This window comes from Lewinellaceae bacterium (assembly GCA_020636105.1).
Lineage (GTDB): Bacteria > Bacteroidota > Bacteroidia > Chitinophagales > Saprospiraceae > BCD1.
In genome coordinates this window covers 3,597,027-3,623,852 of the sequence record JACJYL010000001.1, presented here as the reverse complement: position 1 = coordinate 3,623,852, position 26,826 = coordinate 3,597,027, and the positions used below count along the sequence as shown (strand labels likewise).

General features: G+C 45.0%; 16 protein-coding genes. 10 read left to right on the top strand and 6 right to left on the bottom strand.

What is annotated here, in order from left to right:
- Positions 1-89 precede the first annotated feature (89 nt).
- Positions 90-2,978, bottom strand: coding sequence for a tetratricopeptide repeat protein (locus H6571_13550; protein ID MCB9324758.1), 2,889 nt, complete (start codon positions 2,976-2,978; stop codon positions 90-92).
- Between the two features lie 754 nt (positions 2,979-3,732).
- Here H6571_13550 and H6571_13545 point away from each other — a divergent pair.
- Positions 3,733-4,350 (top strand): CatB-related O-acetyltransferase, encoded by a 618-nt coding sequence (locus H6571_13545; protein MCB9324757.1) that lies wholly within the window; start codon positions 3,733-3,735, stop codon positions 4,348-4,350.
- A gap of 23 nt (positions 4,351-4,373) precedes the next feature.
- On the opposite strand, the gene H6571_13540 is transcribed toward H6571_13545, so the two are convergent.
- From H6571_13540 to H6571_13520, 5 genes are all read right to left on the bottom strand, one after another.
- A complete protein-coding gene (locus H6571_13540; protein ID MCB9324756.1) occupies positions 4,374-6,215 on the bottom strand; it encodes an ABC transporter ATP-binding protein in 1,842 nt (613 codons plus the stop codon).
- Entirely contained in the window at positions 6,187-7,533 is a 1,347-nt protein-coding gene (gene accC, locus H6571_13535) for an acetyl-CoA carboxylase biotin carboxylase subunit (protein ID MCB9324755.1), read from the bottom strand. The genes H6571_13540 and accC overlap by 29 nt, the downstream gene beginning before the upstream one ends.
- A gap of 109 nt (positions 7,534-7,642) precedes the next feature.
- Positions 7,643-8,146: an acetyl-CoA carboxylase biotin carboxyl carrier protein gene (gene accB / locus H6571_13530; GenBank protein ID MCB9324754.1), complete on the bottom strand. Its 504-nt coding sequence runs from the start codon at positions 8,144-8,146 to the stop codon at positions 7,643-7,645.
- A 4-nt stretch (positions 8,147-8,150) separates the two neighbouring features.
- Positions 8,151-8,717 carry an elongation factor P gene (efp, locus tag H6571_13525; protein MCB9324753.1) on the bottom strand — a complete coding sequence of 189 codons (567 nt, stop codon included), beginning with the start codon at positions 8,715-8,717 and terminating at the stop codon, positions 8,151-8,153.
- Positions 8,718-8,856: 139 nt separating this feature from the next.
- On the bottom strand, positions 8,857-9,846 hold the full coding sequence (locus tag H6571_13520; protein ID MCB9324752.1) for a ketoacyl-ACP synthase III: 990 nt from the start codon (positions 9,844-9,846) through the stop codon (positions 8,857-8,859).
- Positions 9,847-9,998: 152 nt separating this feature from the next.
- Between H6571_13520 and H6571_13515 the strand changes: the two genes are divergently transcribed.
- The 9 genes from H6571_13515 (at position 9,999) to H6571_13475 (ending at position 26,803) form a co-directional block, all read left to right on the top strand.
- Positions 9,999-10,742, top strand: coding sequence for an isoprenyl transferase (locus H6571_13515; GenBank protein MCB9324751.1), 744 nt, complete (start codon positions 9,999-10,001; stop codon positions 10,740-10,742).
- A 75-nt stretch (positions 10,743-10,817) separates the two neighbouring features.
- Positions 10,818-13,346, top strand: a complete 2,529-nt coding sequence (gene bamA, locus H6571_13510; GenBank protein ID MCB9324750.1) for an outer membrane protein assembly factor BamA — start codon at positions 10,818-10,820, stop codon at positions 13,344-13,346.
- A gap of 162 nt (positions 13,347-13,508) precedes the next feature.
- Positions 13,509-14,960 (top strand): oligosaccharide flippase family protein, encoded by a 1,452-nt coding sequence (locus H6571_13505; protein MCB9324749.1) that lies wholly within the window; start codon positions 13,509-13,511, stop codon positions 14,958-14,960.
- Positions 14,961-15,034: 74 nt separating this feature from the next.
- On the top strand, positions 15,035-16,135 hold the full coding sequence (locus H6571_13500) for a hypothetical protein (protein ID MCB9324748.1): 1,101 nt from the start codon (positions 15,035-15,037) through the stop codon (positions 16,133-16,135).
- A gap of 70 nt (positions 16,136-16,205) precedes the next feature.
- Positions 16,206-17,663, top strand: a complete 1,458-nt coding sequence (locus H6571_13495) for an O-antigen ligase family protein (protein ID MCB9324747.1) — start codon at positions 16,206-16,208, stop codon at positions 17,661-17,663.
- Positions 17,664-17,740: 77 nt separating this feature from the next.
- Positions 17,741-18,838 carry a hypothetical protein gene (locus tag H6571_13490; protein MCB9324746.1) on the top strand — a complete coding sequence of 366 codons (1,098 nt, stop codon included), beginning with the start codon at positions 17,741-17,743 and terminating at the stop codon, positions 18,836-18,838.
- 75 nt (positions 18,839-18,913) lie between these two features.
- On the top strand, positions 18,914-19,858 hold the full coding sequence (locus H6571_13485) for a MoxR family ATPase (protein MCB9324745.1): 945 nt from the start codon (positions 18,914-18,916) through the stop codon (positions 19,856-19,858).
- A gap of 4,572 nt (positions 19,859-24,430) precedes the next feature.
- Positions 24,431-25,108, top strand: coding sequence for a formylglycine-generating enzyme family protein (locus tag H6571_13480; GenBank protein ID MCB9324744.1), 678 nt, complete (start codon positions 24,431-24,433; stop codon positions 25,106-25,108).
- A 198-nt stretch (positions 25,109-25,306) separates the two neighbouring features.
- A complete protein-coding gene (locus H6571_13475; protein MCB9324743.1) occupies positions 25,307-26,803 on the top strand; it encodes a carboxypeptidase in 1,497 nt (498 codons plus the stop codon).
- Positions 26,804-26,826 lie beyond the last annotated feature (23 nt).

The window sequence follows — 26,826 nt, the reverse complement described above, 5'->3', positions numbered from 1 at the left end:
TGCAAATATGGGGGGGGATATGCCGGAGAGCATACCAATATTGTCGCAAAGGATGGCAAAAATGTCGCAGACTTATAAAATGTTGATTATCAAGATATTTGACCGGGTGTTGAGCCGAAATATTCTCTAAAACACTTGATAAAATACGTGGGAGAGCTGAATCCGCACAGGTAGGCGACCTCTGAAACAGTTCCGGCTTTTTGTTCGATCAACTGTTTTGCTCTTTCAAGGCGCATATTGCGGATGACTTCATTGGGAGAAAACCCCGTGAGGGCCGATAATTTTCGATGCAGCTGACTTCGGCTCATGCCAATCTGCTGCCCAAGAACAACCACATTGAACTGTTCATCTTCAAGCCGGGCTTCAATGGCTTCTTTTATTTTTTGCATAAAAGCGTTGTCCATACTTTTTACCTTCACCTCGGCAGGAGAAAAGGTGTTGAGCACCCGGCGGTAATATTTTTGTAACTGTTCCCTTTGGGAAATGAGATTGGCGGCCCGTACTTTGAGCTCCCGGGCATCAAAAGGTTTCAAAATGTAATCATCGGCCCCCGTTTCGAGGCCTTCAAATTTATCAGACTGTTCTGCTCGTGCCGTGAGCATAATAACCGGAACATGGCTCGTTTTTTCATTTGTTTTGATCAGCCGGCAAAATTCGATCCCATCCATTTCCGGCATCATGACATCCGTTATCACAAGGTCCGGCATGGTTTCGATCGCTTTTTCAATGGCTTGTTTTCCGTTTTCGGCCTCAATAATCTTAAAATCACGGCTCATGATTTCAGCAATATAGGCACGAAGGTCGTTATTGTCTTCGACGAGCAGGAGCAAGGGTTTGTCTTCCGGTGAAAAAATTTCATTCATGGAGGGACTCCCTTCCTCCTTTATTTGAACACCCTTTGTGAAATCCATTGGATTCTCATCTGCCAGGATTGTGACTTCCGCTGCCTCAACGATTTGCCCGGAGTTGAAAAATCTTTTTTCAACGGGGAGCAATACACTGAACGAGGTTCCTTTTCCTTCTTCACTTTCTACGGTAATTTTTCCCCCGTGCAATTCAGTAAGTTCTTTGGTCAGGGCAAGTCCGATCCCACTACCCGCCTGAACTTCTGAGGGGTGACTTTGGGTAAATCGTTCAAAAATATGGGGTATTTGTGATTCCGGGATGCCAATACCTGAATCGCTGACAGTCATGCGGATATATCCTTCAGTAAATGTTGCCCCTACGGTAATTTTGCCGCCCTCTTCCGTAAATTTAAAAGCATTGGAAATCAAATTGACCAGTATTTTTTCTACCTTATCCTTATCGAAAAAGCATTTTGTCGCCAGCTGAGGTTTTTCAATTTGATAATCAATCTCCTTTCGGACCGCCAGGCTTTGAAAAGATCCTGCCACAGCATTGATGAATTTTCCCAGGTCTCCTTCAGACACCTGAAGTTTTAGTTTTCCACTTTCCAGTTTCGACAGATCCAAAAGCTGGTTAATCAGGTTGAGCAGGCGTTTCCCGTTTTGATGAATGATGCGATAATATTTTTGAGGATCATCCTTAAAGGAACCATTGATCATTTGCTCGACCGGACTTAAGATAAGGGTAAGCGGGGTGCGGAATTCATGACTTATATTGGCAAAAAAGTTGGATTTAATGGTGTCCAGTTCTTTTAATTTTTTAGTTTCCGCGAGCCTGAGCTGAGCAAAAAGCTCTGCTTCTTTCTGCTTGGTTTTTTGTTTAAACCGCAGGTATTGAAAAATAAAAACAAACCCGAGTAATACGGCGATGGCTCCAAGGAGAATATTTTTTTTCTGATGCATTTGGCGTTCGAGTTCCAGATCCTGCCTGATGAGTTGGGCTTCTTTTTTTTGCGTTTCATATTTGGTTTCTACCTCGGCAATGGCGGCTACGTTTTCCTTGGTGTAAAGGGAATCTTTAAAATCCATGTATTTTTTCAACCATAATATGGACTCCCCCGGGTTTCCTAAAGATTCATAGGCGTTGGCGAAGTTTTTATAGTATTCTTCCAGGGGTTCCGCGAGTTTAAGCTGCTCCATGATCTGAAACCCTTCCTGGTTGACCTGCAATGATCTGGCATAATTACCTTTACGCCACAACACTTCGGATAAGGTAGCGTAAGGAAAGACCAGGTTGGATTCCCGATTGGCCTCCCTTAAAATCCGGATGGAATTTTCAGCCATTTCGATGGACTTGTCATAATCTGATTTTTGCATCCACAGGTGAGCCAGCGTCCCTGAAAGCACCCCTGCCAGAAAATTATTGCCCGATTTGTCGGCCAGCTCATAGCCTTTTTGAGCATATTCTATCGCTTTGTCATAATTCCCGGTACCGTTATAGGCTACCGAAATGTTGTTGTAGGTAAAAATGGCACTTTTTTCCCCTTCCGGAATACTCAACCGTATGGCAAGCGCTTTTTCCAACCATTCAACGGCCTTGTCCGGCACATTCTGATCACTATAAACATTTCCAATGTTGGCATAAGCAGAAGCCAGGTCTTTCTGATTCCCCACTTTTTCTTTTATTTCAGCTGAGCGAACCAGGTAGACAATGGCACTGTCATAACGAGCCATGTTTTGAAAACAGCTTCCTAAAGAGTTGAAGGCCTTTCCATGAAGTTCAAAATCATTGGTCTGCAAAGCCAGCGCCAGTTCTTTTTTATGATGAGGTAAGGCTTCATCAAATTTCCCTAATTCTTCCAGCGCATATCCTTTGAGATATTCAGCCCTGGATAAACTTCTGAGATCCTTGGCTTTTTTCGCCAATTGTTCCAGTGTATCGGAATAGCCAATTCCTTTTTCGGGACTATTTTGCAATACGGCATAGGACAGTTCGTAATAGGATTCTAACCGGGCGTTCTGATCAGCTGCCTGTTTATAGACATCACGCAACCGGGCTATCTCTTCTGTTTGACCATCGGCGCAAAAAACTGTAATGACGGAGCAAAACAAAATAATAATGACTTTCCGCATTGTTGGCTTTTTTATGATAAATCAATACCAAGTTAAGTGAAATTATTATTAAGTGATTCTAAATTTCGTAAATTTATTTTTTGTCGAGGTATTGTTTTGCGTGACTTCAACTTTTTCAAAGAGTTCCGAAAAACCAAAAAGTATTCCTTTCCCTTACCGGATTCACAGGGTATTTTTTACCTTTAATGCACAGGCTTCAAATCAGCTTTAAAAAATGGTTATTGGGTCATTTGTCTGTTACGGTGATTTTTTTTGCATTATTATTTACGTGGTGACAATACTTACACATAAAATTGTGAAGAAGGAGTAGGTTTCCCTGGCTTTTGAATGAGAAGATGAAGATGGGAGCGATAATCGTTCTAAGAGAAATTTTGATAGGATTAGAGAAGCAACTATCAAACTATTTTATGCTGAAAGCCCTTTCTTATGGTCGTTTATAGGTAAGGCCTAATTGAATTAATTTAATTGCCGCCGAAATTTATAATAGTTGCAGCGCACCTGTCTGACCGCCAGGCGAGGCCGCAACATTTTTTCTATGGTTGGAGATTTAGGTTGCGGTGCGCTGCACCTTAAATCCTCTTCCCCCTTGTTTGGTGACAAAGATTAAGGTGCTCTGCACCTGATTATATTCGGCAGTTAAATGTACAAAACCAATTAGGCCTGGGTTCTTGATGATATTTTACACCCCGCGCAAAAGCACTGGGCAAGCGAAATCTTATTGAATGCGATTATTTTTACGTAGAAAAAACAGACAATGAATATACCTGATAAAAACATCGTTTTTCCGTTGGAACACCACGACAGGTTGTGTTTTCTGAAAAACATCATCAAAAACCCGAACATCATAGTGGGGGATTACACCTATTATGATGATTTTGAAGACGTTCATAATTTTGAGAAAAATGTAAAGTATCATTTCGATTTTGTGGGAGACAAACTCATCATCGGCAAGTTCTCTATGATTGCTTCGGATGTCATTTTTTTTATGAACGGCGCCAATCACCTTACGGATGCCATCTCCTCCTATCCTTTTGCTATTTTTGGAAAAGACTGGTCCAACGCCATGGAGGGCAAGGAATATCCGGTCAAAGGAGACACCCTGGTGGGCAACGATGTCTGGATTGGTTATAAAGCCACCATTATGCCGGGGGTAACCATTGGGGATGGCGCTATTATTGCGGCTCATTCGGTGGTGATCAAAGACGTGGCCCCTTACTCCATCGTAGGCGGCAACCCTGCCAAAGAGATCAAAAAAAGATTTTCAGAAGAAAAGATCGAAAAGCTGCTCGCTTTAAAATGGTGGGATTGGGACATCGAGAAGATCACGAATCATACCCGCGACCTGACAGGAAAGGATATTGATGCCCTTTGATTCATTTATTTTTTACAATAAAGTTATTCTTCAAAAGCCTGAAGTTTAACGAGTTTAGCGTATTCCTTGCCGCGTTCGAGCAATTCGTCGTGGGTTCCTCTTTCGATGATCTTTCCTTCGTTCATGACGATAATCTCGTCGGCATGCCGAACGGTGGACAGCCGGTGTGCGATGACGATGGAAGTCCTGTTTTTCATCAGTTCCAGGAAAGCCTGCTGGACAAGGCGTTCAGATTCGGAATCCAGGGCGGAAGTCGCCTCGTCGAGGATGAGGATGTCCGGATTTTTTAAAATGGCCCGGGCAATGGTGAGTCGCTGGCGCTGGCCACCGCTCAATTTGTTGCCGCGGTCACCGATATTGGTCTGATAGCCATTTTCCGTATGGACAATGAATTCATGGGCGTGGGCGATTTGGGCGGCCCGGAATACCTCTTCCTCGCTGACCCCTTCCTTTCCGAAAACGATATTGTTGTAAATGGTATCATTGAACAAAATCGCTTCCTGGGAAACGATGCCCATGAGTGCCCTTAAAGATTTTATTTTATACTTTTTGATATCCACCCCATCGATGAGGATGGCTCCTTCGTTTACATCATAAAACCGGGGCAGCAGATCCACGATGGTCGATTTTCCGGCACCTGAAGCACCCACGAGCGCGATAATCTTTCCTTTGGGAACTTTTATATCAATATTTTTGACTACGGGGCCATCCGACGAGTTATAGGAAAAGCTGACATTTTTGTATTCGATACCTTGTTCAAATGATGGAATGACCAATGCTTCCGGATCATCCTTGATAACTTCTTCTGCAAAAATGATTTCCTCTACCCGGTTTAAAGCCGCGATCCCTTTTTGTATGTTGTAATAAGCCTTGGAAAATGCCTTTGCGGGGTTGATCACGTTAAAGAAAGCAAGGAAAAAAGCAAGAAAGGTGGTTGCATCCAGGGAACCGTCAAAGACCAGTTTTGAGCCATACCAAAGCAGAACAGCAGCCGTACAGATACCCAGGAATTCGGACAAAGGAGAGGCCAGGTCGCGACGCCATAACAACCGGGTGAGAATGTGGCGATAGTCATCGTTTTCCTTTCCAAATTTCCCGGTTTGGTAACCTTCTGCATTAAACCCTTTGATGATTCGAAGTCCTGACAATGCCTCTTCCGTCATGGAGACGAGAACGCCCAGTTTGGACTGAACTATATTAGACGTTTTCTTTAGGGATTTTCCAATGCCGCCGATCACTACCCCTGTAAACAAAATTAAAATGAAAACAAAAATAGTCAACTCTGTACTCACGTAAAACATAAAAACCAATGAACCCAGGATGACCAGTGGTTCTCGGAAAATCACTTCCAAAACGTTGAGGATACTCGCTTCAATTTCCTGAACATCTGAAGACATTCTCGACATCATATCTCCTTTGCGTTCCTCAGAGAAAAAGGCAAGGGGAAGGCTCAGTATTTTATCGAACAAGCGGCTGCGCAGGTCACGTGTTACGCCATTCCGAACAGGAGCCATGAAGACCATCGAAAGATACAGGAAAACATTTTTGAGAAAGAAAACCATGACAATGACGAGACAAGCGTAAAATAAGGCTTTGTCCCTGCTTTCGAGGATGAGCTGGCTAAATTCGTACTTAAAATAAGGTAAATAGGAAGCCAGGCCTGTCTCGAGGTCGGGTTTTTCCGTCACCAGATCCTCTTGCCCGAGCAGTAAATTAAAGAACGGAATAATCACAGGAGCACTCAGCGCTGTAAAAATAGCCGTAAAAATATTACTGATAATGTTGAGTCCTACATTGAGTTTGTATTTACGGAGGTTACCGATAAGTCGCCAAAAACTATTCACCTTCTTTGAATTCAAAATCATTCAGGAAGGAAGTATCGAACTTGCCCGACCTGAATCTTTCGTCTTTCATAATTAATTTATGAAGGGGTACAGTCGTTTTGACGCCTTCGATAATAAATTCTTCGAGGGCTCTTTCCATTTTTTTAATACAATCTTCCCTTGTATGGGCGCGACAAATCAATTTCGCGATCATGGAGTCGTAATAGGGAGGAATCGTATAGCCGGTATAAACATGGGTATCCACCCGGACACCGTGCCCTTTGGAGCTGTGAAAAGAAAGTATTTTACCGGGACTTGGGCGGAAGTCGTTGAATGGATCTTCTGCATTGATACGACATTCCATGGCATGTCCTTTCGGCAGGTAGCTTTCGCCGGTAATGGGCTCGCCGGCCGCAATTTTTATTTGTTCCTTGATCAGGTCGTGGTCGATGACTTCCTCGGTAACGGGGTGTTCCACCTGGATACGGGTATTCATTTCCATAAAGAAGAAATCCCGGTGTTTATCGACCAGAAACTCTACGGTTCCCAGACCTTCATATTTGATCGATTCTCCAGCTTTTACGGCAGCATCGCCCATTTTTTTACGAAGTTCCTCGTCCATGAACGGAGAAGGGCTTTCTTCGATAAGTTTTTGGTGACGGCGTTGAATGGAGCAGTCACGTTCAGAAAGGTGGATCACTTTCCCGTATTGGTCACCAGCGATCTGAAATTCTATATGGTGGGGCTCTTCCACGAATTTTTCACAGTAAATACCATCGTTGCCAAAGGCTGCTTTTGCTTCCTGTTGACACATATTGTAATTTTGTTCAAAACTCTCTTCATTTCTGACAATACGCATCCCACGGCCACCTCCCCCGGCGGTAGCTTTAAGAATTACAGGATAGCCGATTTTTTTGGCAACCTCTAATCCTTGTTTGGCATCTTTGAGCAATCCACCGGAACCGGGCACTACGGGAACACCGGCTTTGATCATGGTTTCTTTGGCCGTGATTTTATCGCCCATTTTACGCATCTGTTCGGGCGTGGGGCCGATAAATTTTATACCATATTCTTTACAAACTTCGGCAAAATCAGCGTTTTCAGCCAGAAACCCATACCCTGGATGCACGGCATCGGCGTTGGTGATTTCTACGGCAGCCATGATCTTGGGAATGTGCAAATAAGAATCTGCAGAAGAAGGAGGGCCAATACAAACGGCTTCGTCTGCAAAGCGTACGTGAAGGCTTTCCCTGTCAGCCGTGGAATAAACGGCCACAGTTTTAATGCCCATTTCACGGCAGGTCCTGATGACACGCAGCGCTACTTCGCCCCTGTTGGCTATGAGTATTTTTTTGAACATACTCTAGGTTAGTTTAATTTTTAAAGATTAAAGCATAAAGTACTCGTGACTGATAGCAATTCAAGTGAAAAATGCAATGTGGTCCAGCCGATAAACTTTAGTCTTTATTTTAACTCGGATCAACTAGGAAAAGAACCTGGTCGTATTCTACGGGCTGGGCATCCTCCACCATAACTTTTACGATCTTTCCTCCAATTTCAGATTCTATTTCGTTGAAAAGTTTCATGGCTTCGATGATACAAACAGCACTGCCTTTTTCTATTGAATCCCCAACTTTTACATATGGGGGTTTATCCGGTGAGGGAGAACGATAAAATGTACCAACCATTGGGGATTTTACCTCCAGGTAATTTCCATCCATTTGATTTTGTGTCGCAGCTGCTTCACCAGTAGTATCTCCTGAAGGCCTGGCCGGAGCCGCCACAGGGGCAGCAGATAAAGCCGGTGCCGAGGGCATAATAGCCTGAGAAGAAATGAGTTGTGCTTTTGCGTTTTGCTTGTTGAAGTGCTTGGTCCTAACTGAAATTTCGAAATCTCCATCTCTCAATTTAAATTCCGAAAGATTTGATTTGCTCAGTTGTTTGATCAGCTCTTGAATCTCTTTAAAAGTCATGTTACTACTTTTTTACACGTTCGACGTAAGATCCGGTTGCGGTGTCAACTTTAACCCAATCTCCTACATTTATAAACAAAGGTACACGAATTTCAGCACCTGTTTCTACCGTGGCGCTTTTTTGTGCGTTAGTTGCGGTGTTTCCTTTGGCTCCGGGTTCTGTATAGGTTATTTCAAGCTCAATATATTGGGGCATTTCGAGCGTCAGTGCGGTCTCATTATCAGCATGGAAAAGAATGTCAACCATCGTACCTTCCTTAAGTAATGGCGCATTTTCGATCATCGCTTCCAAAAGATTCACCTGTTCGTAGGTCTCCGTATTCATGAAATGGTAACCCATTTCATCAGCATACAGGAATTGATACTGACGTCTTTCTACTCGGATATCATTTATTTTGTGTCCGGCAGGAAAAGTGTTTTCAATGACTCTTCCTGTGGTAAGGCTCTTGAGTTTAGTACGGACAAAAGCGTTACCTTTTCCTGGTTTTACGTGTTGGAATTCCACAATGGTAAAAGTATCGTTGTTAAATTCGATACACAATCCTTTACGGATGTCAGAAGTTGATGCCATTTTAAATAATCCTTTTAAAAATTAAGCGGATAAATTATGGATTGTTTTGGCTTAATTTACCCGGTCATTACATAAATTATGCTGCATAATTTCATCTAATTTATGCAGATTTTTTCAAAACGGTGCAAAGATACAAAAATTAAATTGCCCATTTAATATAAACTGCTCCCCAGGTGAAGCCGCCTCCAAAGGCAGTGAGGATGATATTGTCTCCTTTTTTTAGCTGATTTTCGTAATCCCAAAGGCAAAGAGGAAGAGTAGCTGCCGTGGTATTTCCGTATTTATGGATGTTTACCATGACTTTTTCCATAGGGAAATCAGCCATTTTGGAAACCGTCTCAATAATACGATGGTTGGCCTGGTGAGGCACTAGCCACTGAACATCCTTTTCCTCAAGTTCATGTTTTGCCATAATCCTTGTCACTACATCCGACATGCCTTTTACTGCGGCCTTGAAAACGGGACCGCCTTCCTGCTGAATGAAATGTTCACGTGCAAGAACCGTATCCGTCGTCGCAGGATACCGTGATCCTCCCGCTTTCTGTTTTAAATATTTTTCGCCGAGGCCGTCACTTTGAAGGATGGCATCCATCACGCCGTTCTCATCTTTGCTGGGTTCCAGCAGGACTGCTCCTGCACCATCCCCGAAAATCACACAAGTCGTTCTATCTGTATAATCAATGATGGAAGACATCTTGTCGGCTCCGATCACCATAACCTTTTTATATCTGCCCGAAGCGATGAAATTAGCGCCTGTTTCCAACCCAAAAAGAAAACCGGAGCAGGCAGCACTCAGGTCAAAAGTAAAGGCGTTTTTCATTCCTACTGCGTAAGAGATGACATTGGCCGTATCGGGGAAAATCATATCGGGGGTGACGGTAGCACAAATGACCAATTCAATGTCCTCAGGATGTGTGCCCGTTTTTTCCAGTAGCCCTTTTGCGGCCTCAATGCCCATGACTGATGTCCCCTGACCTTCGCCTTTGAGTATTCTTCGTTCTTTTATTCCGGTTCTTGTAGTGATCCATTCATCACTGGTTTCAACGATGGTTTCCAGTTCCTGATTGGTCAAAACATATTCAGGAACGTATCCATGAACTCCGGTTATTGCTGCTCGGATCATTGTCAATTGATTATTTTACAAAATTGGCCGCAAGGTATGAAAAAACTTTCTTGAATCCTTAAAATTTGCATTTGTCTTCGAGAAATTGAAAATTATCCTGACAGTTTCCTATCTTTTCGTAGCTTTGTACGATTTTTTGAGGGCGGTATTTTTTATATATGGATTTACGATCTCAGATAGACGTTGAAAGACTGCCTCAGCATATTGCCATAATAATGGACGGGAATGGCCGTTGGGCAAAAGAACATAATATGCCGAGGGTCTTTGGACACCGCAATGGTGTTAAAGCAGTTCGGGAAGCCACCGAGGCTGCTGCTGAGATTGGTATAAAATACCTTACACTATATGCATTTTCCACCGAAAACTGGAAACGGCCCAAATATGAGGTGGGGGCATTGATGAAACTGCTGGTGGATACGCTCCACAATGAAGTAAAAACCCTCAATAAGAACAATATTAAACTACAGGCTATTGGAGACCTGGAACGGCTGCCTCCTAAAACTTTAAAAGCTTTGCGGGAGGGCATTGAGTCTACTAAAAATAATAACAGGATGACGCTCGTTTTAGCGCTCAACTACAGCGCAAAATGGGAAATCCTTGAGGCGACCAAAGCTATTGCCATGAAGACCAGGGACGGAAAGCTGGAACCCGACGATATTGACGAAAATATTTTTAACAACGCACTCAGTACTCAAGGTATTCCTGATCCTGAATTGCTCATTCGGACCAGCGGAGAAACCAGGCTAAGTAATTTTCTCCTTTGGCAAATAGCTTACGCTGAATTGTATTTTACTCCCGTTTACTGGCCTGATTTTGATAAAGAAAAATTTTACAAAGCCATTATTGAGTTTCAAAACAGAGAACGCAGGTTTGGAAAAACCAGCGAACAACTCAAAACTTAGTTTGGAAGGATGGCAGATACATACAACCTATTGATTGATAACTGCCTCTATTTTATTAAAAGTTTAAAGAATTATATGAGAATAGTAATTTTTGCGCTCCTTTTTGTCACCCTGTCTGCGGGAGTATTTGCTCAGACAACAGACGAAACACCGATTTACGAGTATGATGAGCCCACAGAGTTTGAAATCGGAGGCATTAAGGTAACAGGAGCTGAATATAGTGATGACAATGCGGTAATCGGGGTGTCAGGGTTGAAAGTGGGGGATAAAATCCGCGTACCGGGTCCCGATATCCCACAGGCGATAAAAAAATTATGGAAACTGAGGTTGTTTACCGATGTACAGATTCTTAAAGAAAAAACCATCGGTGATGTGATCTTTTTGGAGATACTCGTGGTTGAGCGCCCCCGTTTGTCAAAACATTCATTCAAAGGCGTGAAAAAGTCCAAACATGACGACCTGAATGATGAAGTCAATAAATTCGTACTCAAAGGGGGAATTGTGACCGAAAACGTCAAAGCCAATGCGGCAGAGGCTATTGAGAAGTATTTTATTGGCAAAGGTTTTCTTGATGCCGCGGTCACTGTTGATGAATTCAAGGATACCTCAAGGATCAATGCGGTCGGATTGACGTTTAACGTGGACCGGGGCCCCAGAGTGAAAATTGCGGACATTATCTTTGAGGGGAATGAAAATATGAGCCCGAGGAAACTCCGCAAACAAATGAAGGAGACCAAATGGAAAAAGCGTATTTTTTCCTCTTCAAAATTTATCAAACACGACTACCAGGCGGATAAAAACAGCATCATTGCGCATTACAATACCATAGGGTACAGGGATGCTCGCATCCTCAGTGATTCCATGTGGCGTAATGACAAAGGGCAGTTGGTCCTGAAGCTCAATATCGAAGAAGGCAACCGTTACCACTTCAGGAATATCGCATGGAAGGGTAACTCCATCCATGATTCCGAAAAGCTTGACCAGATCCTGGGCATCAATTCAGGAGATATTTATAACCAGGAATTGCTTAACAATCGGTTGAGTTTTAGCCAGGATGGACGTGATGTGAGTACTTTGTATATGGACGACGGTTACCTGTTTTTCCAGGTAGATCCTGTAGAGGTCGCCATCGAAGGAGATTCCATCGACCTGGAAATCAGGATATTTGAAGGCCCCCAGGCCACCATTGATAAGGTAGTCATCAAAGGTAATGATCGTACGCATGAGCACGTCATCCGCCGTGAATTGAGAACCCTGCCCGGGCAGAAGTTCAGCCGAACGGACATCATCCGTTCCCAGCGCCAAATCATGAACCTGGGATACTTTAACCCGGAAACGCTTGGCATCAATACTCCGGTAAATCCTCAGCGAGGAACCGTGGACATTGAATACAGCCTCGAAGAAAGGCCTTCCGATCAGCTCGAATTGTCAGCAGGTTGGGGAGGTTACCAGGGGGTCATCGGTACGCTTGGGGTGTCTTTCAACAATTTTGCCTTGCGCAATATGTTTAAAAAGAATGCCTGGCGCCCTGTGCCAATGGGGGATGGACAACGTCTGTCGCTGAGGGCACAATCCAATGGACGTTTTTATCAATCGTATAATATTTCATTTACAGAACCGTGGTTAGGAGGCAAAAAACCGAACTCCCTGACGGTTGGCGGGTATTACAACAAGATTACCCGGGGTACTAAAGGCCTTTCCACCTACGGCAGTTTTGAAATCCTCAATGGAAGTGTAAGTCTGGGTACCCGACTGAGCTGGCCGGATGATAACTTCGTGTCCAGTACAGCCATCAATATTCAGACCATCAAACTGAACAACTACTTCGGTGGATTTACCACGGATGAAGGGGAATATGTTTCTGAAGGTAATTTCAATAACTTCAGCATCACTCAAACCCTTGCAAGAACGACCGTCAATGACCCGATTTTTCCAAGAGAAGGATCTACGTTCTCTGTTTCTTTGCAGTTTACCCCTCCTTATTCTTTGTTTAGCGACAAGAATTACGCTGATCTTCCTGCTACCGAAAGATTCAAATGGCTGGAATACCACAAATGGCGTATCAATGCCGACTGGTATGCGCCCCTCGGAGAAAAATTCGTGATCAAGGCATCCATGAAGTTTGGATTCCTCGGAAAATACAATTCAGTGCTGGGTACCTCGCCTTTTGAAAGGTTCCAGATCGGTGGAGACGGGATCAACAACCAGCAGTTCTCTTTTACCGGGGTGGATATCATTTCTCTTAGAGGGTATGAAATCACCGACCTGGAAAATAACCAGCTGAATGGTCAAAGCGCGGCAACGCCCTTGTTTGATAAATTTACGGTGGAATTGCGTTACCCCATTTCTCTTAACCCAAGTTCAACCATTTATGTGCTGGCTTTTGCCCAGGGAGGTAATTCCTGGAGAAGCATCCGTGATTTCAATCCTTTTGATATCAAGCGTTCTGCAGGAGTGGGACTTCGCGTCTTCCTGCCGATGTTTGGCTTGCTTGGATTCGATTATGGATTCGGTTTTGATAAGGATCTCGAAACCGCGGTTGACGGAAGTAAATTCAAAGCTGCCGGTAAATTCAGTATCATCCTTGGATTTGAACCGGAATAATAAATCTTAAACCCTCCTTTGGAGCTGATGGGAATGGGAAAGCCACGAATGCACGATAGAATTTGCGCATTCGTGGCTTTCCCATTTTAAATTTCAGCCGTTCCCCGGATATCTGTCGGGGAATACTTTTACCTTTGACCCTGGTTAAACGATTTTACATTAATGAACAGAGAATTTCTCGTCAATATCATTTTCCTGGTGGTCATCAATTTGCTGATCAAACCGTTTTATATTTTTGGTATTGACAGGACGATTCAAAATGTAGTGGCTGACGGTGATTATGGCATGTATTTCACCTTGTTCAGTTTTACCTATCTTTTCCAGATCATCAATGATTTCGGTATTCAGAACTTTAACAACCGAAATATTTCCCAATCCAGGCACCTGATCGATAAATACTTTCCTAATATTCTTGTACTCAAGACCCTGATGGGGCTCGTTTTCCTGGTGGTGGTGTTTATCGTGGCGGCCATTTTGAAATTTGAGGCCGTTTGGAACAACCTGCTTTTCCTGGTTGCCTTAAACTGGATTTTAACTTCCTTCCTCCTCTATTTGCGCTCCAATGTTTCAGCACTAGGCATGTATAGGGTGGATAGCATGCTTTCGGTACTCGACAAATTGTTGCTCATTATCATTTGCGGAGTACTGTTGTGGAGCCCTTTGACGGGGGGAGTTTTTGAAATCGAATGGTTTGCCCTGGCACAGACCTTTTCCCTTGGGGCAACAGGGATGGTGGCTTTTGCCATCGCATATAAAAAACTGAAGTGGTTCAAATGGAGCTTTAAGCCCGTCTTCTGGTTATTGATTTTCAAACAAAGTTATCCCTATGCATTGATCATCTTCCTGATGACAGCCTATACCCGGCTCGATGGCGTGATGATCGAAAGGATGCTGCCGGATGGCCGTTTTGAGGCGGACATTTATGCTTCTGCCTATCGATTACTGGATGCGGCCAATATGTTCGGGTATCTTTTTGCCAGCCTTTTGTTACCGATGTTTTCGAGGTTGTTAAAAGAACAAAAGAGTATCCAGGAGTTAACCAGGACGGGCTTTAGCCTGATTTGGACGGGAGCTGTGACACTTGCCATTTCGGTATGGTTTTTCAGGGAAGAGATCATGCACTTGCTTTACGATAATGTAACAGCAGAATCAGGACCTGTACTTGGTTACCTCATCATCAGTTTTATCGCTGTTAGCGGAGGTTATATTTTTGGAACGTTGTTGACCGCCAACGGTAATTTAAAAGGCATGAACATCATTTTTGTGTTTGGGCTGGTGCTCAATTTTACACTCAATTGGTTCTTTATTCCTGAATATTTTGCTGAAGGCGCGGCAGTGGCCACCTGTATCACCCAGTTTTTTGTTTTTATCCTGCAATTGGTACTGGCTGTGAAGCTGTTGGACCTATCCTTTCCACGTCGGGAATTATTGGCACTGGCGGGGTTTACGATTGCTTTTATGCTCCTTGCGTCGGTTGTTGAGAGTTATGTCCCAGGGAATTGGGTTGTTAAATTTTTGCTGTGTGCATCTATCGGAATGGTACTCGCGTTTTTATTTCGTGTATTAAACATGCGCCATTTTGTTGAGTTACTGAAACGGACCGATAGTCAATAGTACCGGTACTTTCCGCTCAATCATCAGAATCTTTCCTACTTTTGCGAAAAATAATAAAACTGAACGTTATCTCAATGGAACAAAATAACTTACTGGGAGTATTAAAAACGCTTTTCAAATGGAAAAAGCAAATTTTTATTACTTGCCTTATTGCGGGAATTGGAGGGGTAATCATTTCGCTGGTATTGCCGGTTTATTACGAATCGACGACAGTGTTCCTGGTGGCCAGCCCTGACCAGGCCAAACCCGAGTTGCTTTTCGGGGAAACGGGGAACGAACTCGAATATTACGGTGAGGATGAAGATATCGACAGGATATTGACCATTGCCGAATCCAGGGAGCTCAGCGATTACCTGGTTCAGAAATTCAATCTTTACCAACATTATGATATTGATTCCACAAAAGTCAAAGCTCCTTATTACGTTAGGCTGGCCTTGTCTAAGCATTATGATGTAAAAAGAACCAGTAAAGACGCGATTGAACTTACCATTGAAGATAAAGACAGGGAACTGGCTGCCGAGATGACCCAAAGTGCCCGGGTCAAAATTGATGAAATTGCTCAACGGCTTATCAAGGACAGTCAGGCCAAATCCATCGCTACCTATCAGGGAGATATCCAATCTAAAGAAGCTTTACTTCAGATCCTGGGCGACACCCTGGCCGTCCTCCGGGGCAGGTATAATATCTACAATGCCGACGCACAGACAGAATCCCTTTCGGACCAGTATTTTACTGCAGAGTCTAATCTCGCCTCCTCCGCTTCACGCCTGGAAGCCCTGAAAAAAATTCCCGGGATTCCCAGGGATACGATCTCATTTCTAAGTGCCCAAATCAAGGGAACCGAAAACCAGGTAGCCATGCTGAAAGAGAAAGTGAACCTGCTCAATGAAGGGCTGGGACAGGTGATCAATTTTGACCGGCAATATATGGAAGCGACAAAAAGCCTGGGATTGGATAAAGAACGTTTGAAACAATATCAAGCAGCCTACAACGCTCTTATTCCGGCACTGATCCTGGTGGAAGAAGCTCAGGCTCCTGTGATTAAATCGAGACCTCAACGCAAATTCCTTATCATCGGAGTCGTTATGGTTGCTTTTTTCTTCTCCATTGTAGGTGTCCTTTTACTGGAGTTTTACAAAGATGTCAACTGGAAGGAAATTTACGATGGCAAATAACTGATTCGGAAGGATAAGCCTATGCTTCTTATTTCAACGATTTAACAAACTTTTACATTTCCCTGGCGGCATGCGTAAGCTCAACGACATATTTTTAGGATGGAATACAGCGCAAACCTTTTTCGGGGTTTATGCGGGAGTGGTCCTGTTGAGTTTATTTGCCGGCGTAGCTACAGAATGGTATTTTCTGGCGGGGTTACCTTTTTTATTGCTATTGGGTTACGTAGTGCTGCTGGATTTTAAAAAGGTCTTTTTTCTCTTGTTGTTTTTCATTCCCATTTCCACAGAAATACATTTGCCGGGAGGACTGGGCACGGATTTACCCACGGAGCCGCTAATGGTGGCGCTCATGGTTATTTTCGGCTTGTATGTACTGAAACACCCTAGGGAGATGAAAGCAGATTTTATTACCCATCCTTTAACATTGATTTTATTGTTGCATATCGGGTGGATTTATGCCACTTCTTTTACTTCCCAGGATATACTGGTCTCCGTTAAATTTTCTTTGGCGAAAACCTGGTACCTGGCGGTATTTTTCTTTTTGGCGGGACATCTGATTAAAACAGAGAAAGATTTCAAAACCCTTTTTTGGGTAGTTTTGATTCCCCTGGTAGTAACGGTTTGTATCATTTTAGCAAGGCATTCCACTTATGGATTTGCCTTTGACAAAGTAAATAAGGTGATGTGGCCATTTCAACGCAATCACGTTAATTACGCTGCCACCCTTTCTGTTTTTTTTCCCTTTATTTGGTTTGCCAGGTTCTGGTATCCCAAAAAGAGCGGAAAAAGGATGTTGCTTACGGCCGTGACGATCCTGATGCTTGGAGCCATTTATCTGACCTATACCCGGGCGGCCTACCTCTCACTGTTCATTGCAGCAGGAGCTTATGTAGTGATCAGGTTGCGACTGGTAAAATTGGTAATCGCCATTTCCGTTATCGCAGCGTTGGGACTGGTTTCCTATATGGTGGTGGACAATAAGTACCTTGAATATGCCCCCAATTACGATACGACCATTGCTCATAAACGTTTTGACAACCTGATTGAAGCCACGGCAAAGATGGAGGACATTTCAACCATGGAAAGACTCCACAGGTGGGTCGCCGGGATGCGGATGAGTGTGGATCATCCCCTGGCAGGTTTTGGCCCGGGCAATTTTTATAATTTCTACAAATCCTATACCGTTACCGGATTTCAGACCTACGTCAGTGATAATCCTGAAAAGTCCGGTATCCATTCATATTACCTAATGACGCTGGTGGAACAGGGAGTACCGGGCTTGATATTATTTCTTTTTTTAAGTTTTTATGCCCTTGCTAAAGGGGAGAACATCTATCACGAGAGTAAAGATCGGGAGCGAAAAAACATCGTCATGACCGTTCTTTTGTGCCTGGTGATTATCGATGCCTTCCTCATCATCAACGATCTGATTGAAACAGATAAGGCGGGTAGCTTCTTCTTTATTTGCCTGGCCGTTTTGATCAATATGGATAGGGCCAATCAGCAGGATCACAAGCAGATTGAGTAGCAGTTTTTTTCTAAAAATAGGATGTCTGCCCAGAATTATATAAATTTATGTCTTTGATCATCTAAAATTCATAAACCGTGGCCGTTCCACCACTTGGCGACATCAGAAATCTTATTGCCGGCGGCAAGCTCGACAAAGCCGTTGAAGTATTTTGTCTGTGGGTGGACGAGAATCCGAATCACAAACTGGCCAACGATATTTTATTGTTGTCCGGGGCCTATCACAAACTATTGCTCGATTTCCATAAGGGCACCAAAACCCAGGAAATTTTCAATGTAGAATCGGCCAAAATAAGTGAATCCATTCTCTTTTTTATGAAAGAATGTGAGATGACCACCAGTAGCCAGGAAGACAATCCACCGGTTTTCAGGAACTACCATAGTTTATCCATCAACCGGACCGATCAAAGCCATTCCTTCAATACCTTTTTTAAGCCTGAAAAACACTTTCAGTTTTTTTACATTTACGGGGAAGAATTTCATGCCCACCAAAGCATGTTTGAACGCATCGCCTTTGAAAAGGAAGGAAAGCTCCTGGATCATCTCAATATCGGGTTACACAAACGCGAAAACCCACAGACGATTGTGGTGCCTCCCTTCCGGAAGGGAGTGGATCTTGAGGATTATAAAAAAGGAATATTGACCTATTTCTTTGGAGCGATGGGGCTGCAGCCCAATGAGCATGAACCCCTTTTAGAGAAAAACTTTGCCTACGTACTGGAACACTGCCCGCGGATCAATATTGAGGCGGATCATGTATGGATATTTCTCAATATTGAAGAAGATGTCTGGCATCCGGTCATCATCCCCCAGTTGGCTTTGTGGTTTATCAGAGAATTTTGCGGGGAAGAAATACCCGGCCGTTCGACAAATTTTCTCTTTTTCTTTGCCGTGATTTATGAGGAAGGCAGCCAAAAGGTAAGAGATGAAGTAAGGCAGACGGTGACTGATTCTGAATGGGTCCAGGCCATTCCGGAATTAGACATGGTGCAGGAGAAAGATATCGAGGAATGGTTCGGTTTGTACAAACAATTTATGCCTCGGGCGAGGGAGCGCAAGGAACTCCTCAAAAAATGCCTGGAAAACATGAAGCAATACGAAGAGAACGGCGCTTACTTCATGGATGATGTAAAGCCCGAACTGGAAGATATTATCGAACAAATTAATGGAGAATAGACTTGTTGCTGGTTGCTGGTTACTTGTTTCTTAACCAGCAACCAGCAACCAGCAACAAGCAACAAGTAACAAGCAATGAGCATAAAGATTCAAAAACTTAACATTCCAAAATTTTCATCGGACAAATACATCCTTGAAGACAAACTCACCAATGCCGTCGAAGTAGCCATTGCGCTTGGGCAACCCCTTTTGCTGACCGGTGAGCCGGGCACAGGAAAGACGTTGCTGGCCTACAAGGTGGCGGCCGAACTGGCGAATGCCTACCCGGAATTTGCTCCGACTCCGCTGGTGTTCAATACCAAGACGACCTCATCCGCCAAGGACCTTTTTTATACCTATGATGCTTTGTCCCATTTCCAGGCGGCTAATGTGAAAAGTAAAGGAGAGATTACGGCCCATACGGCTGATTTTATCGAATTGCAGGCCCTGGGAAAAGCGATTGCACAAACCAATCCGCAGCATGTCGATCAGAGCAAGTTTAAAACACCTTTGGAAAAGGATCCCCGGAGCATGGTCGTACTCATCGATGAGATCGATAAGGCACCCCGTGATTTTACCAACGATATTTTGCATGAAATTGAGAATTATCGTTTCGCCATCAAGGAGCAGGATAATTTTGAGATCAAAAAAGGAGAGGAACACCAGATCGTTGTCATCATGACGAGTAATTCGGAAAAAAACCTGCCCGATGCGTTTCTCCGCCGTTGTGTGTTTTTTAATATCGAATTCCCGGAAGATAAACTTGCCCAGATCGTCAAGGCCAACCTCGGGCAAAGCACGAAATTTACCGGAGAAGCTTTGGAGAAAATTCTTAAATTATTCAAAACCATTCGTTCGACGGCAGTCCGAAAGTCCCCTGCAACAGCAGAACTCGTGGCCTGGCTGCGCATCCTCGAAATCAATGGTTTTCTCGATAAGGATCCCCAGGCGCAAAAGGAACAGATTTTGGATAACCTTTCCATTCTCGTCAAAACGCAGGAGGATCTCCGGGCGGTGGAAGATATGTTGAAGAAAATGTAATAAACCGCAAGGAGCGCAAAAGGAGACTCAAGGCCTGCAATATTATTACTTCTTTGCGAACCTTGCGTCTTCCTGGCGGGCTTTGCGGTTCAAAAAAAGTAAACCATAGAAAATCAACCTCAACATAACGCCTTTCCGCTGGACCGTCTGGTGCAGCAGCTCGAAATGGCAGGATTTCGCGTCACGCCTGCTATGCGCCTGCGTTTGCTCAAAACATTGGGAGGCCCCGGCAAGCGTTTTCTTCACGATTCCAAACAGCTCAAATATATTCTCTGCCCCGTGGTGGCCAAAAGCGCTGCCGAACAGCTGAAATTTTACGAACTGTTCGATCGGTTTCACAAAGACGTATTATCGGAAGAACTTGAAATAATTGAGGAAAAAGAGATTGCTTTTTGGGAGCGGATGCCCAAATGGCTGATGTGGATTTTGATCACGTTGCCGGTGATGGTTTTGATCGGTTATGGCCTTTTTAAGGTTCTGACTGTGGTGCCGCCTCCGGAACGGGGCATTCGGGCAGATGTATCTGCCGCAGCCATTGGGGATACGGTGACCTTTCTGAACCTGGCCCCTCCGGAAGATACTCTTACCCAAAATTTATACTGGTCCCTTCTCGATGATGAGACAGGTGAAACGGCCATGGAGGACAGTTCCTCCTTCCATTGGCAATTCGAAGTGCCCCAACCCGGAAAAAATTACCGAAAAACCGTAAAGTTGATCTATGAGGATAAGAAAACGATGCATAGAGATACTTTTTCGAATCCTCTCCTGGTACAATGTGCAGGAGGCCCACCGGTCATCTTATCACAGCCCGGGATACCCAAGGAAGGTCAAAAAGGGGAAGCCATACCGTTCGGCATAACCGTACCTGGCCAGGATACCCTGCGTGCCATCTGGGACTTCGATGATGAAACCCCACCGGTGGAAGGTTTCACTGTAGAACATACCTTTGAATCGAATGGCAACTATGAAATAGAAGTAAGAGTCGTGGATGAAAATGCAGCCGGTTATTGTGAAACCGTCCTGCGCAACCAGGTCAGCATAGGGCAGGAGAAGGCTTTCCTGGCTTTAAAAACCCTGGAAAAAGACAAATTAGCCCCTTCTGCTTCCTTCAGCTGGGCCACCTGGGTTTTGATGAGCCTGCTGGCCCTCGCCATTGTTTATTATTGGGTTCGCTGGTTTGCCAGAAAAACCCCTGAACCTGAAAAAGAAGAAAAGGAAAAAGATGGCCTGCCCGATCATTTCAAATCAACAGACAAGGGACCTTACCTGATTCCCTATCGTTCCCAGGATGCTTTTATCCAGGTCGGCCAGCAATTGTTCCGCTTTGCAGATACCATGCGTTCCAGGCAGGAAGGATTGCGCAGTAGTCTGGATATCCCGGGTTCGGTCAAAGCCACCATTGAGGGCGGAGGATTTCCTCAACTGCTGGAGAAAAAGGACACTCAGCCAACCGAATACCTCTTTTTGATCGATGAACAATCCATGGAGAGCCACCAGGCCAGGTTGTTTGAATACCTCATCACCTTTCTCAAGGGCAAGGACGTTCTCCTGGATACGTTTTATTACAATACCGATTTTAACAGATTTTGGAATAAATACTATCCAAAGGGGATTAATGATGTCATGCTACCCAGGATGTTTCAGCACCACAGGCTCGTGGTGATGGGAGATGCCCATGGCTTGCTGGATCCTTTTGGGAACGGGGGCCGGCAGTTGAGGGAAAAACCCCGCAAAGTGCTGAAGGCATGGAAGGAACGACTGCTCATCACGCCTCTTCCTCCTGAATCCTGGACATGGAAGGAAGCGGCCCTGCACCACCTGTTCCCGGTTTTCCCTGCAGACATTCTTGGTCTCGGTCAGGCCATGAATTATATTGAGAGTGGCGGGGCACAGGACGAACACCAGCCGAATTTTGAAACATGGAAAAAAGGGCTCCTCGCTGACCGTGCCGAAGCGGACGTCAACCGCCGGCGTTGGCACCGGCTGAAAGAATACCAGTCCTTTTTGAAGGATCATCCGGATGTGTATAAATGGTTGTGCGCCCTGGCGGTCTGTCCTCAACCCAGGTGGGAAACCACCATTGCCATAGGAAAAGCACTAAAACCCGTTGGAGTTGAGGTGACTTTTGATAAGCTGTTGTTGCTGGCCCGGATTCCGTTTTTACAGTCGGGTATTTTGCCGGGAAGCCTGCGGATAGAATTGCTCCGCGAGCTGGACGAAACCACGGAGCGTCTGGCCCGCGAGGTGGTCCGGGAAGAACTGGAAGCCATCAAAGCCAAAGTAAAGGACAGCCATGCCAATTACGAGCTGAACAGCCAGCTGGCGGTGCAGCGGTTTGCCCTAAGCCCCCAAGACGCTTCCCATAAAGCCGACATCCGCTATTTGTTGGAAAACGGTCTGTTGGATAAACGACAGGTGGAGGAACTGGAAACCGCCGTGCAAAGGCATGCGATGGCTGCCCAAGAGGAGGATTACGCCCAATCGTCCATGATGTCGAAAATGGCACTTCCCGTTCCTACCCTGGATCAATTCCTGGAGGAAAGCGACGAACCGGCCGAATTACCTGAAAAGCCTTTGGTTACGCCGGATTTTATTAAAGCCATTTCAGCCACCGTGCTTTTTATCGTGCTTTTTCTTTTTATCTGGAAAGTCGATGGCACCGATCGGTTGTACCAAATGGCCTTCGGGAATGAAAAAACACTGAAAGTGGTTGGTGACGAAGGGGAACTGGAAAACCTGTACCATTTTGTACAGGAAACACTCCCCTTGGACAGTGCTGCCATTTACAACAACGCCAGTGTAACCCAATACGAAAACGAACTGCTGGGGGAAATTGAAAAAGAAACCAGCGGAGATTCTTCCAACCTGAAGAAAGTGCTTGAAGCCGTTAACAGTGGGTTTGACCTGGCCTTGGAATCTGATTCCGATTACGAACTGGCCAGAACCAATAAAGGAAAATTGTGGTTCAACGTCGGAGCGGCCCTGTACAATGACATGCTGGAAAAAAACGATTTCACGGAGGCCAAAGCGGACCGATTGCACAATTATTTTCAGCAGGCCATCGCTTTGGATTCTGTTAAGCTCGATGCCTTGCATGCCAATGGCCTGCTCCATTTTTACGAAGAAAACAGGGACTCGGCTTTCGTGCATTACCGGCAAATCCTGAATGAGTCTGACAGCCTGTTTTTTGATACTTTATCCACTTATCCGCATTTAGAGTATTTGTTGTTCAAGGACAGTGAAGAGGTTCCTGCAACAGTTGATCCCCGGGTCAAGGCACCGAAGGAAGAAAAGCTGAACATAAAGGTGTTGACTTTTAATAGAATGACAAAGGAGCCTTTGTTTGGGGCAACCGTTACGGTGTACGAAAGACTGTCAAGGGGCAGGGAACAATTGATAGATAGTCAGTCAAATGTTACAGGAAATGAATTTTCTTTAACCCTGGTAAAAGGAAAAACTTATCGCATTGTGGCCAACAAGCCGGGGTATCCTCCTGATGAACACGTTTTTGACGTCAGGAAGGCTTCGGATATTGAAGTTTATCTGACCCCACAAATGGGAGATCCATTGATTCTGCCGCTGTCCGTCTATTTTGATGACGAAAAGCCCACTGATGCTGGCAAGGGGCAGCCTTTCTCCTATTTCGAAAAAGTGATAGATGATTATTACAAGCAAAAACAATCGTATATCAGCGAACTTACCGTCGGATTAAGTGCGGAGGACGCATTTATTGCGACCCAAAGAGTATCCCAATTTTTTGATCAGGAAGTCAATGGAGTAAAAAGGGACCTAAATTATGCTTTTAACTCCCTGTTGAAAAAGTTAAAAAATGGAGAAAGGATGAAAATAAGCCTGCGGGGATTCGATGACCCAAGAGGCCCGGCTGCAGCAAGTAAAAGAATCGCCGAGCGCCGGGTGGATTTTGTGGTAAATATGGCATCAGCCTTTGAGGGAGGGGTTTTGATGCCCTATATCGATTCCGGTCAACTGACACTTGCGTTGACGTCTATTGGGGAGGAGCAGGCTCCAAGATATGTTTCGGATAATTTGAATGACCCGAAAAATTCCGTCTATGCCATAATTGCCGCGATGGAACGGCGTGTGGAGATCATCTTTGATCAACAGCCGGAAGATACTCCTCTGCCTCAATCCCAAGAAGAGACCGCTGAATACCAAAAATTAAAACAATTCATAAGGGTCAGACTCAATTTAGATGTGATCAATCCTTCCTCAAAATTCATCGCTGACCTCGGCGTTGATAATGTGACATTGAATCAGGTTTTTAAGGAAATAGAAGTGAATTACTCCATTGTCATTAATGACCAAACGAAAAAAAGTATCATTACATTCCAGGACCTTTATAATGCGGTACAGGCCGCTCCTTCCGCCCCGGCTGCGCCAAAAGACTCCGACAAAGACGGCGTACCCGACAATAAGGACACTTGCCCCAATACCAGGCAAGGGGATACGGTAGATGAAAACGGATGCTCAACGAATGATTATGCTGGGTTGAAAAAACAGGATTTTCCAAAAGAAAATGCCCAGGCCCCGCCTCCCTTCCGCGAACCGGAAATGATTCGCGTGCCGGGCGGTACTTTCCAGATGGGGTGTAAGGAAGAAAAAGGGGATCAGGGGAATTGCCCCCAGGACGCCCGTCCACTTCACGAAGTGACGCTCGATGCTTTTTCTATAGGGAAATACGAGGTGACGCAGGAATTGTGGGAGTCTGTAATGGGGAATAATCCGAGTGAGTTCCAAAATTGCCCTAAATGTCCGGTAGAAAATGTGAGTTGGGATGATGTACAGGACTTTATCGAAAAATTGAATAAAAGAACGGGTAAAGAATATCGACTGCCTACGGAGGCGGAATGGGAGTATGCGGCGCGAGGGGGAACAAAAGGGGGGCAGTATGTGTATTCCGGAAGCAATGACCTGGATGCTGTGGGGTGGTATGCTGAAAACTCAGGTTCAAAAACACATCCTGTCGGAGGGAAAATGGCCAATGCGCTTGGAGTGTATGATATGAGTGGCAATGTTTGGGAATGGTGTAGTGATTGGTATGGAGCAGATTATTATCAGAACAGTTCTAAGCGTAATCCGAAAGGACCTCGTGAAGGCTCTCGCCGCGTGGACCGCGGCGGCAGTTGGAACGGCAACGCGGAGTTCTGCCGGGTCTCCTACCGCGACATCTGGCTCGCCAGCTACGGGAGCAGCGGCCTTGGCTTCCGCCTGGCCCACAGTTCAAAGTAGGCGGATGCCGGGGGGTAGATGAAATTTTTGTGTGTGGAATACTTGTGAGGGGGAGGCCACCCCCAAATTTGACGGGAGGAGGTTTTGCCTGGGGTAGCGTGTCTTCGTCAAATTTGACCCCGCAAGCGGGGTGGTTTTTGCTTCGTGGGGAGGTTTTTGTGAGGGGGTGAGGCACCTGGTTTTAAAACATCCAAAATCATGCGAATAGAAAAAATTGTTGTCTTATTGTTTTTTGTGGGCGGCTGTGCGCTGCAGGTACTGTCTCAAAACAGAACCATTCCTGTTGATACGGCGGTGATCACTCATCATGTGGCTACTGTAAAAGGGGTAAAAATAGCTTATACGGCTACCGCAGGGACCCAGCCTGTCTGGGACGAGGGCGGAAAGGCAATCGCTACTTTGTATTATACCTATTACAAAAGAGAGGATATTGCCAACCCTGCGGAAAGGCCTTTGATCATGTCTTTCAACGGCGGGCCGGGTTCGGCTTCCGTGTGGATGCATATAGCTTATACCGGGCCTAAGGTGCTCAATATTGATGAAGAAGGATACCCGCTGCAGCCCTATGGTGTTCATGACAATCCATATTCTATTTTAGATGTGGCGGACATCGTTTATGTCAACCCGGTGAATACGGGTTATTCGAGGACCATTCCCGAAAAGGGAGAGGAAGTCAAAAAGGAACAATTTTTCGGGATCAACGCCGACATCAAGTACCTTGCCGACTGGCTGAATACTTTTATCACCCGGCAGGAGCGATGGCTTTCGCCAAAATACCTGATAGGAGAAAGTTACGGAGGCACCCGGGTGGCCGGTCTGGCGCTGGAACTGCAGGAACGCCAGTGGATGTACCTCAACGGGGTGATCATGGTCTCTCCGGCGGACTACAAAGTATTTTCCTCCGACAGTCCCATTGCTTCAGCGACTCATTTCCCCTACTTTGCGGCAGCGGCCTGGTATCATAAAGTGCTGTCTCCTGAGCTTCAGCAAAAAGATCTGTTGGAATTGTTGCCCGAAGTGGAAGCTTTTACCCTGGATGTTTTAATGCCTGCTCTGGCAAAAGGAGGTTTCCTTGAAGCAAACGAAAAGCAGGCTGTCGCCGAAAAAATGGCTTATTATTCCGGGCTTTCCACGAAAGTGATCCTTCAGCACAATCTGGACGTGCCGACAAATTTTTTCTGGAAGGAATTGTTGCGAGATGAAAGCGGGCATACTATTGGACGGTTGGATTCCCGTTACCTGGGCCTGGACAGAACGGAGGCCGGCGTTAGTCCCGATTATAGCCCGGAACTCACTTCCTGGTTACATTCTTTTACCCCTGCCATCAATTATTACATCCGGGAGCATTTGAAGTTCAAGACCGATGTGAAATACAATATGTTCGGGCCGGTCAATCCGTGGAATTCGGAAAATAACAATACCCGCGATAATTTGCGGAAGGCTATGGCGGAGAATCCTTATTTGAAAGTCATGTTCCAATCAGGGTATTACGATGGAGCCACGACTTATTTCAGTGCAAAATACACCATGTGGCAAATCGATCCCAGCGGTAAGATGAAAGACCGTTTCAGGTTTAAGGGGTACCGGAGCGGGCACATGATGTACCTGAGAAAGGAGGACCTGGAGACTGCCAATGAGGATATCAGGACTTTTATCCGGGAGAGTCTTCCCGATGGAAAGTCGGCAAAATATTAGGCTGTTAAAATCCAAAAAATAAT

What these genes read in the sequence shown, in the direction of transcription:
- H6571_13550 (MCB9324758.1), bottom strand. Translation starts at nt 2,978, where the DNA reads ATGCGGAAAGTCATTATTATTTTGTTTTGCTCCGTCATTACAGTTTTT.
- H6571_13545 (MCB9324757.1), top strand. Translation starts at nt 3,733, where the DNA reads ATGAATATACCTGATAAAAACATCGTTTTTCCGTTGGAACACCACGAC.
- H6571_13540 (MCB9324756.1), bottom strand. Translation starts at nt 6,215, where the DNA reads ATGATTTTGAATTCAAAGAAGGTGAATAGTTTTTGGCGACTTATCGGT.
- accC (MCB9324755.1), bottom strand. Translation starts at nt 7,533, where the DNA reads ATGTTCAAAAAAATACTCATAGCCAACAGGGGCGAAGTAGCGCTGCGT.
- accB (MCB9324754.1), bottom strand. Translation starts at nt 8,146, where the DNA reads ATGACTTTTAAAGAGATTCAAGAGCTGATCAAACAACTGAGCAAATCA.
- efp (MCB9324753.1), bottom strand. Translation starts at nt 8,717, where the DNA reads ATGGCATCAACTTCTGACATCCGTAAAGGATTGTGTATCGAATTTAAC.
- H6571_13515 (MCB9324751.1), top strand. Translation starts at nt 9,999, where the DNA reads ATGGATTTACGATCTCAGATAGACGTTGAAAGACTGCCTCAGCATATT.
- bamA (MCB9324750.1), top strand. Translation starts at nt 10,818, where the DNA reads ATGAGAATAGTAATTTTTGCGCTCCTTTTTGTCACCCTGTCTGCGGGA.
- H6571_13505 (MCB9324749.1), top strand. Translation starts at nt 13,509, where the DNA reads ATGAACAGAGAATTTCTCGTCAATATCATTTTCCTGGTGGTCATCAAT.
- H6571_13500 (MCB9324748.1), top strand. Translation starts at nt 15,035, where the DNA reads ATGGAACAAAATAACTTACTGGGAGTATTAAAAACGCTTTTCAAATGG.
- H6571_13495 (MCB9324747.1), top strand. Translation starts at nt 16,206, where the DNA reads ATGCGTAAGCTCAACGACATATTTTTAGGATGGAATACAGCGCAAACC.
- H6571_13485 (MCB9324745.1), top strand. Translation starts at nt 18,914, where the DNA reads ATGAGCATAAAGATTCAAAAACTTAACATTCCAAAATTTTCATCGGAC.
- H6571_13480 (MCB9324744.1), top strand. Translation starts at nt 24,431, where the DNA reads ATGATTCGCGTGCCGGGCGGTACTTTCCAGATGGGGTGTAAGGAAGAA.
- H6571_13475 (MCB9324743.1), top strand. Translation starts at nt 25,307, where the DNA reads ATGCGAATAGAAAAAATTGTTGTCTTATTGTTTTTTGTGGGCGGCTGT.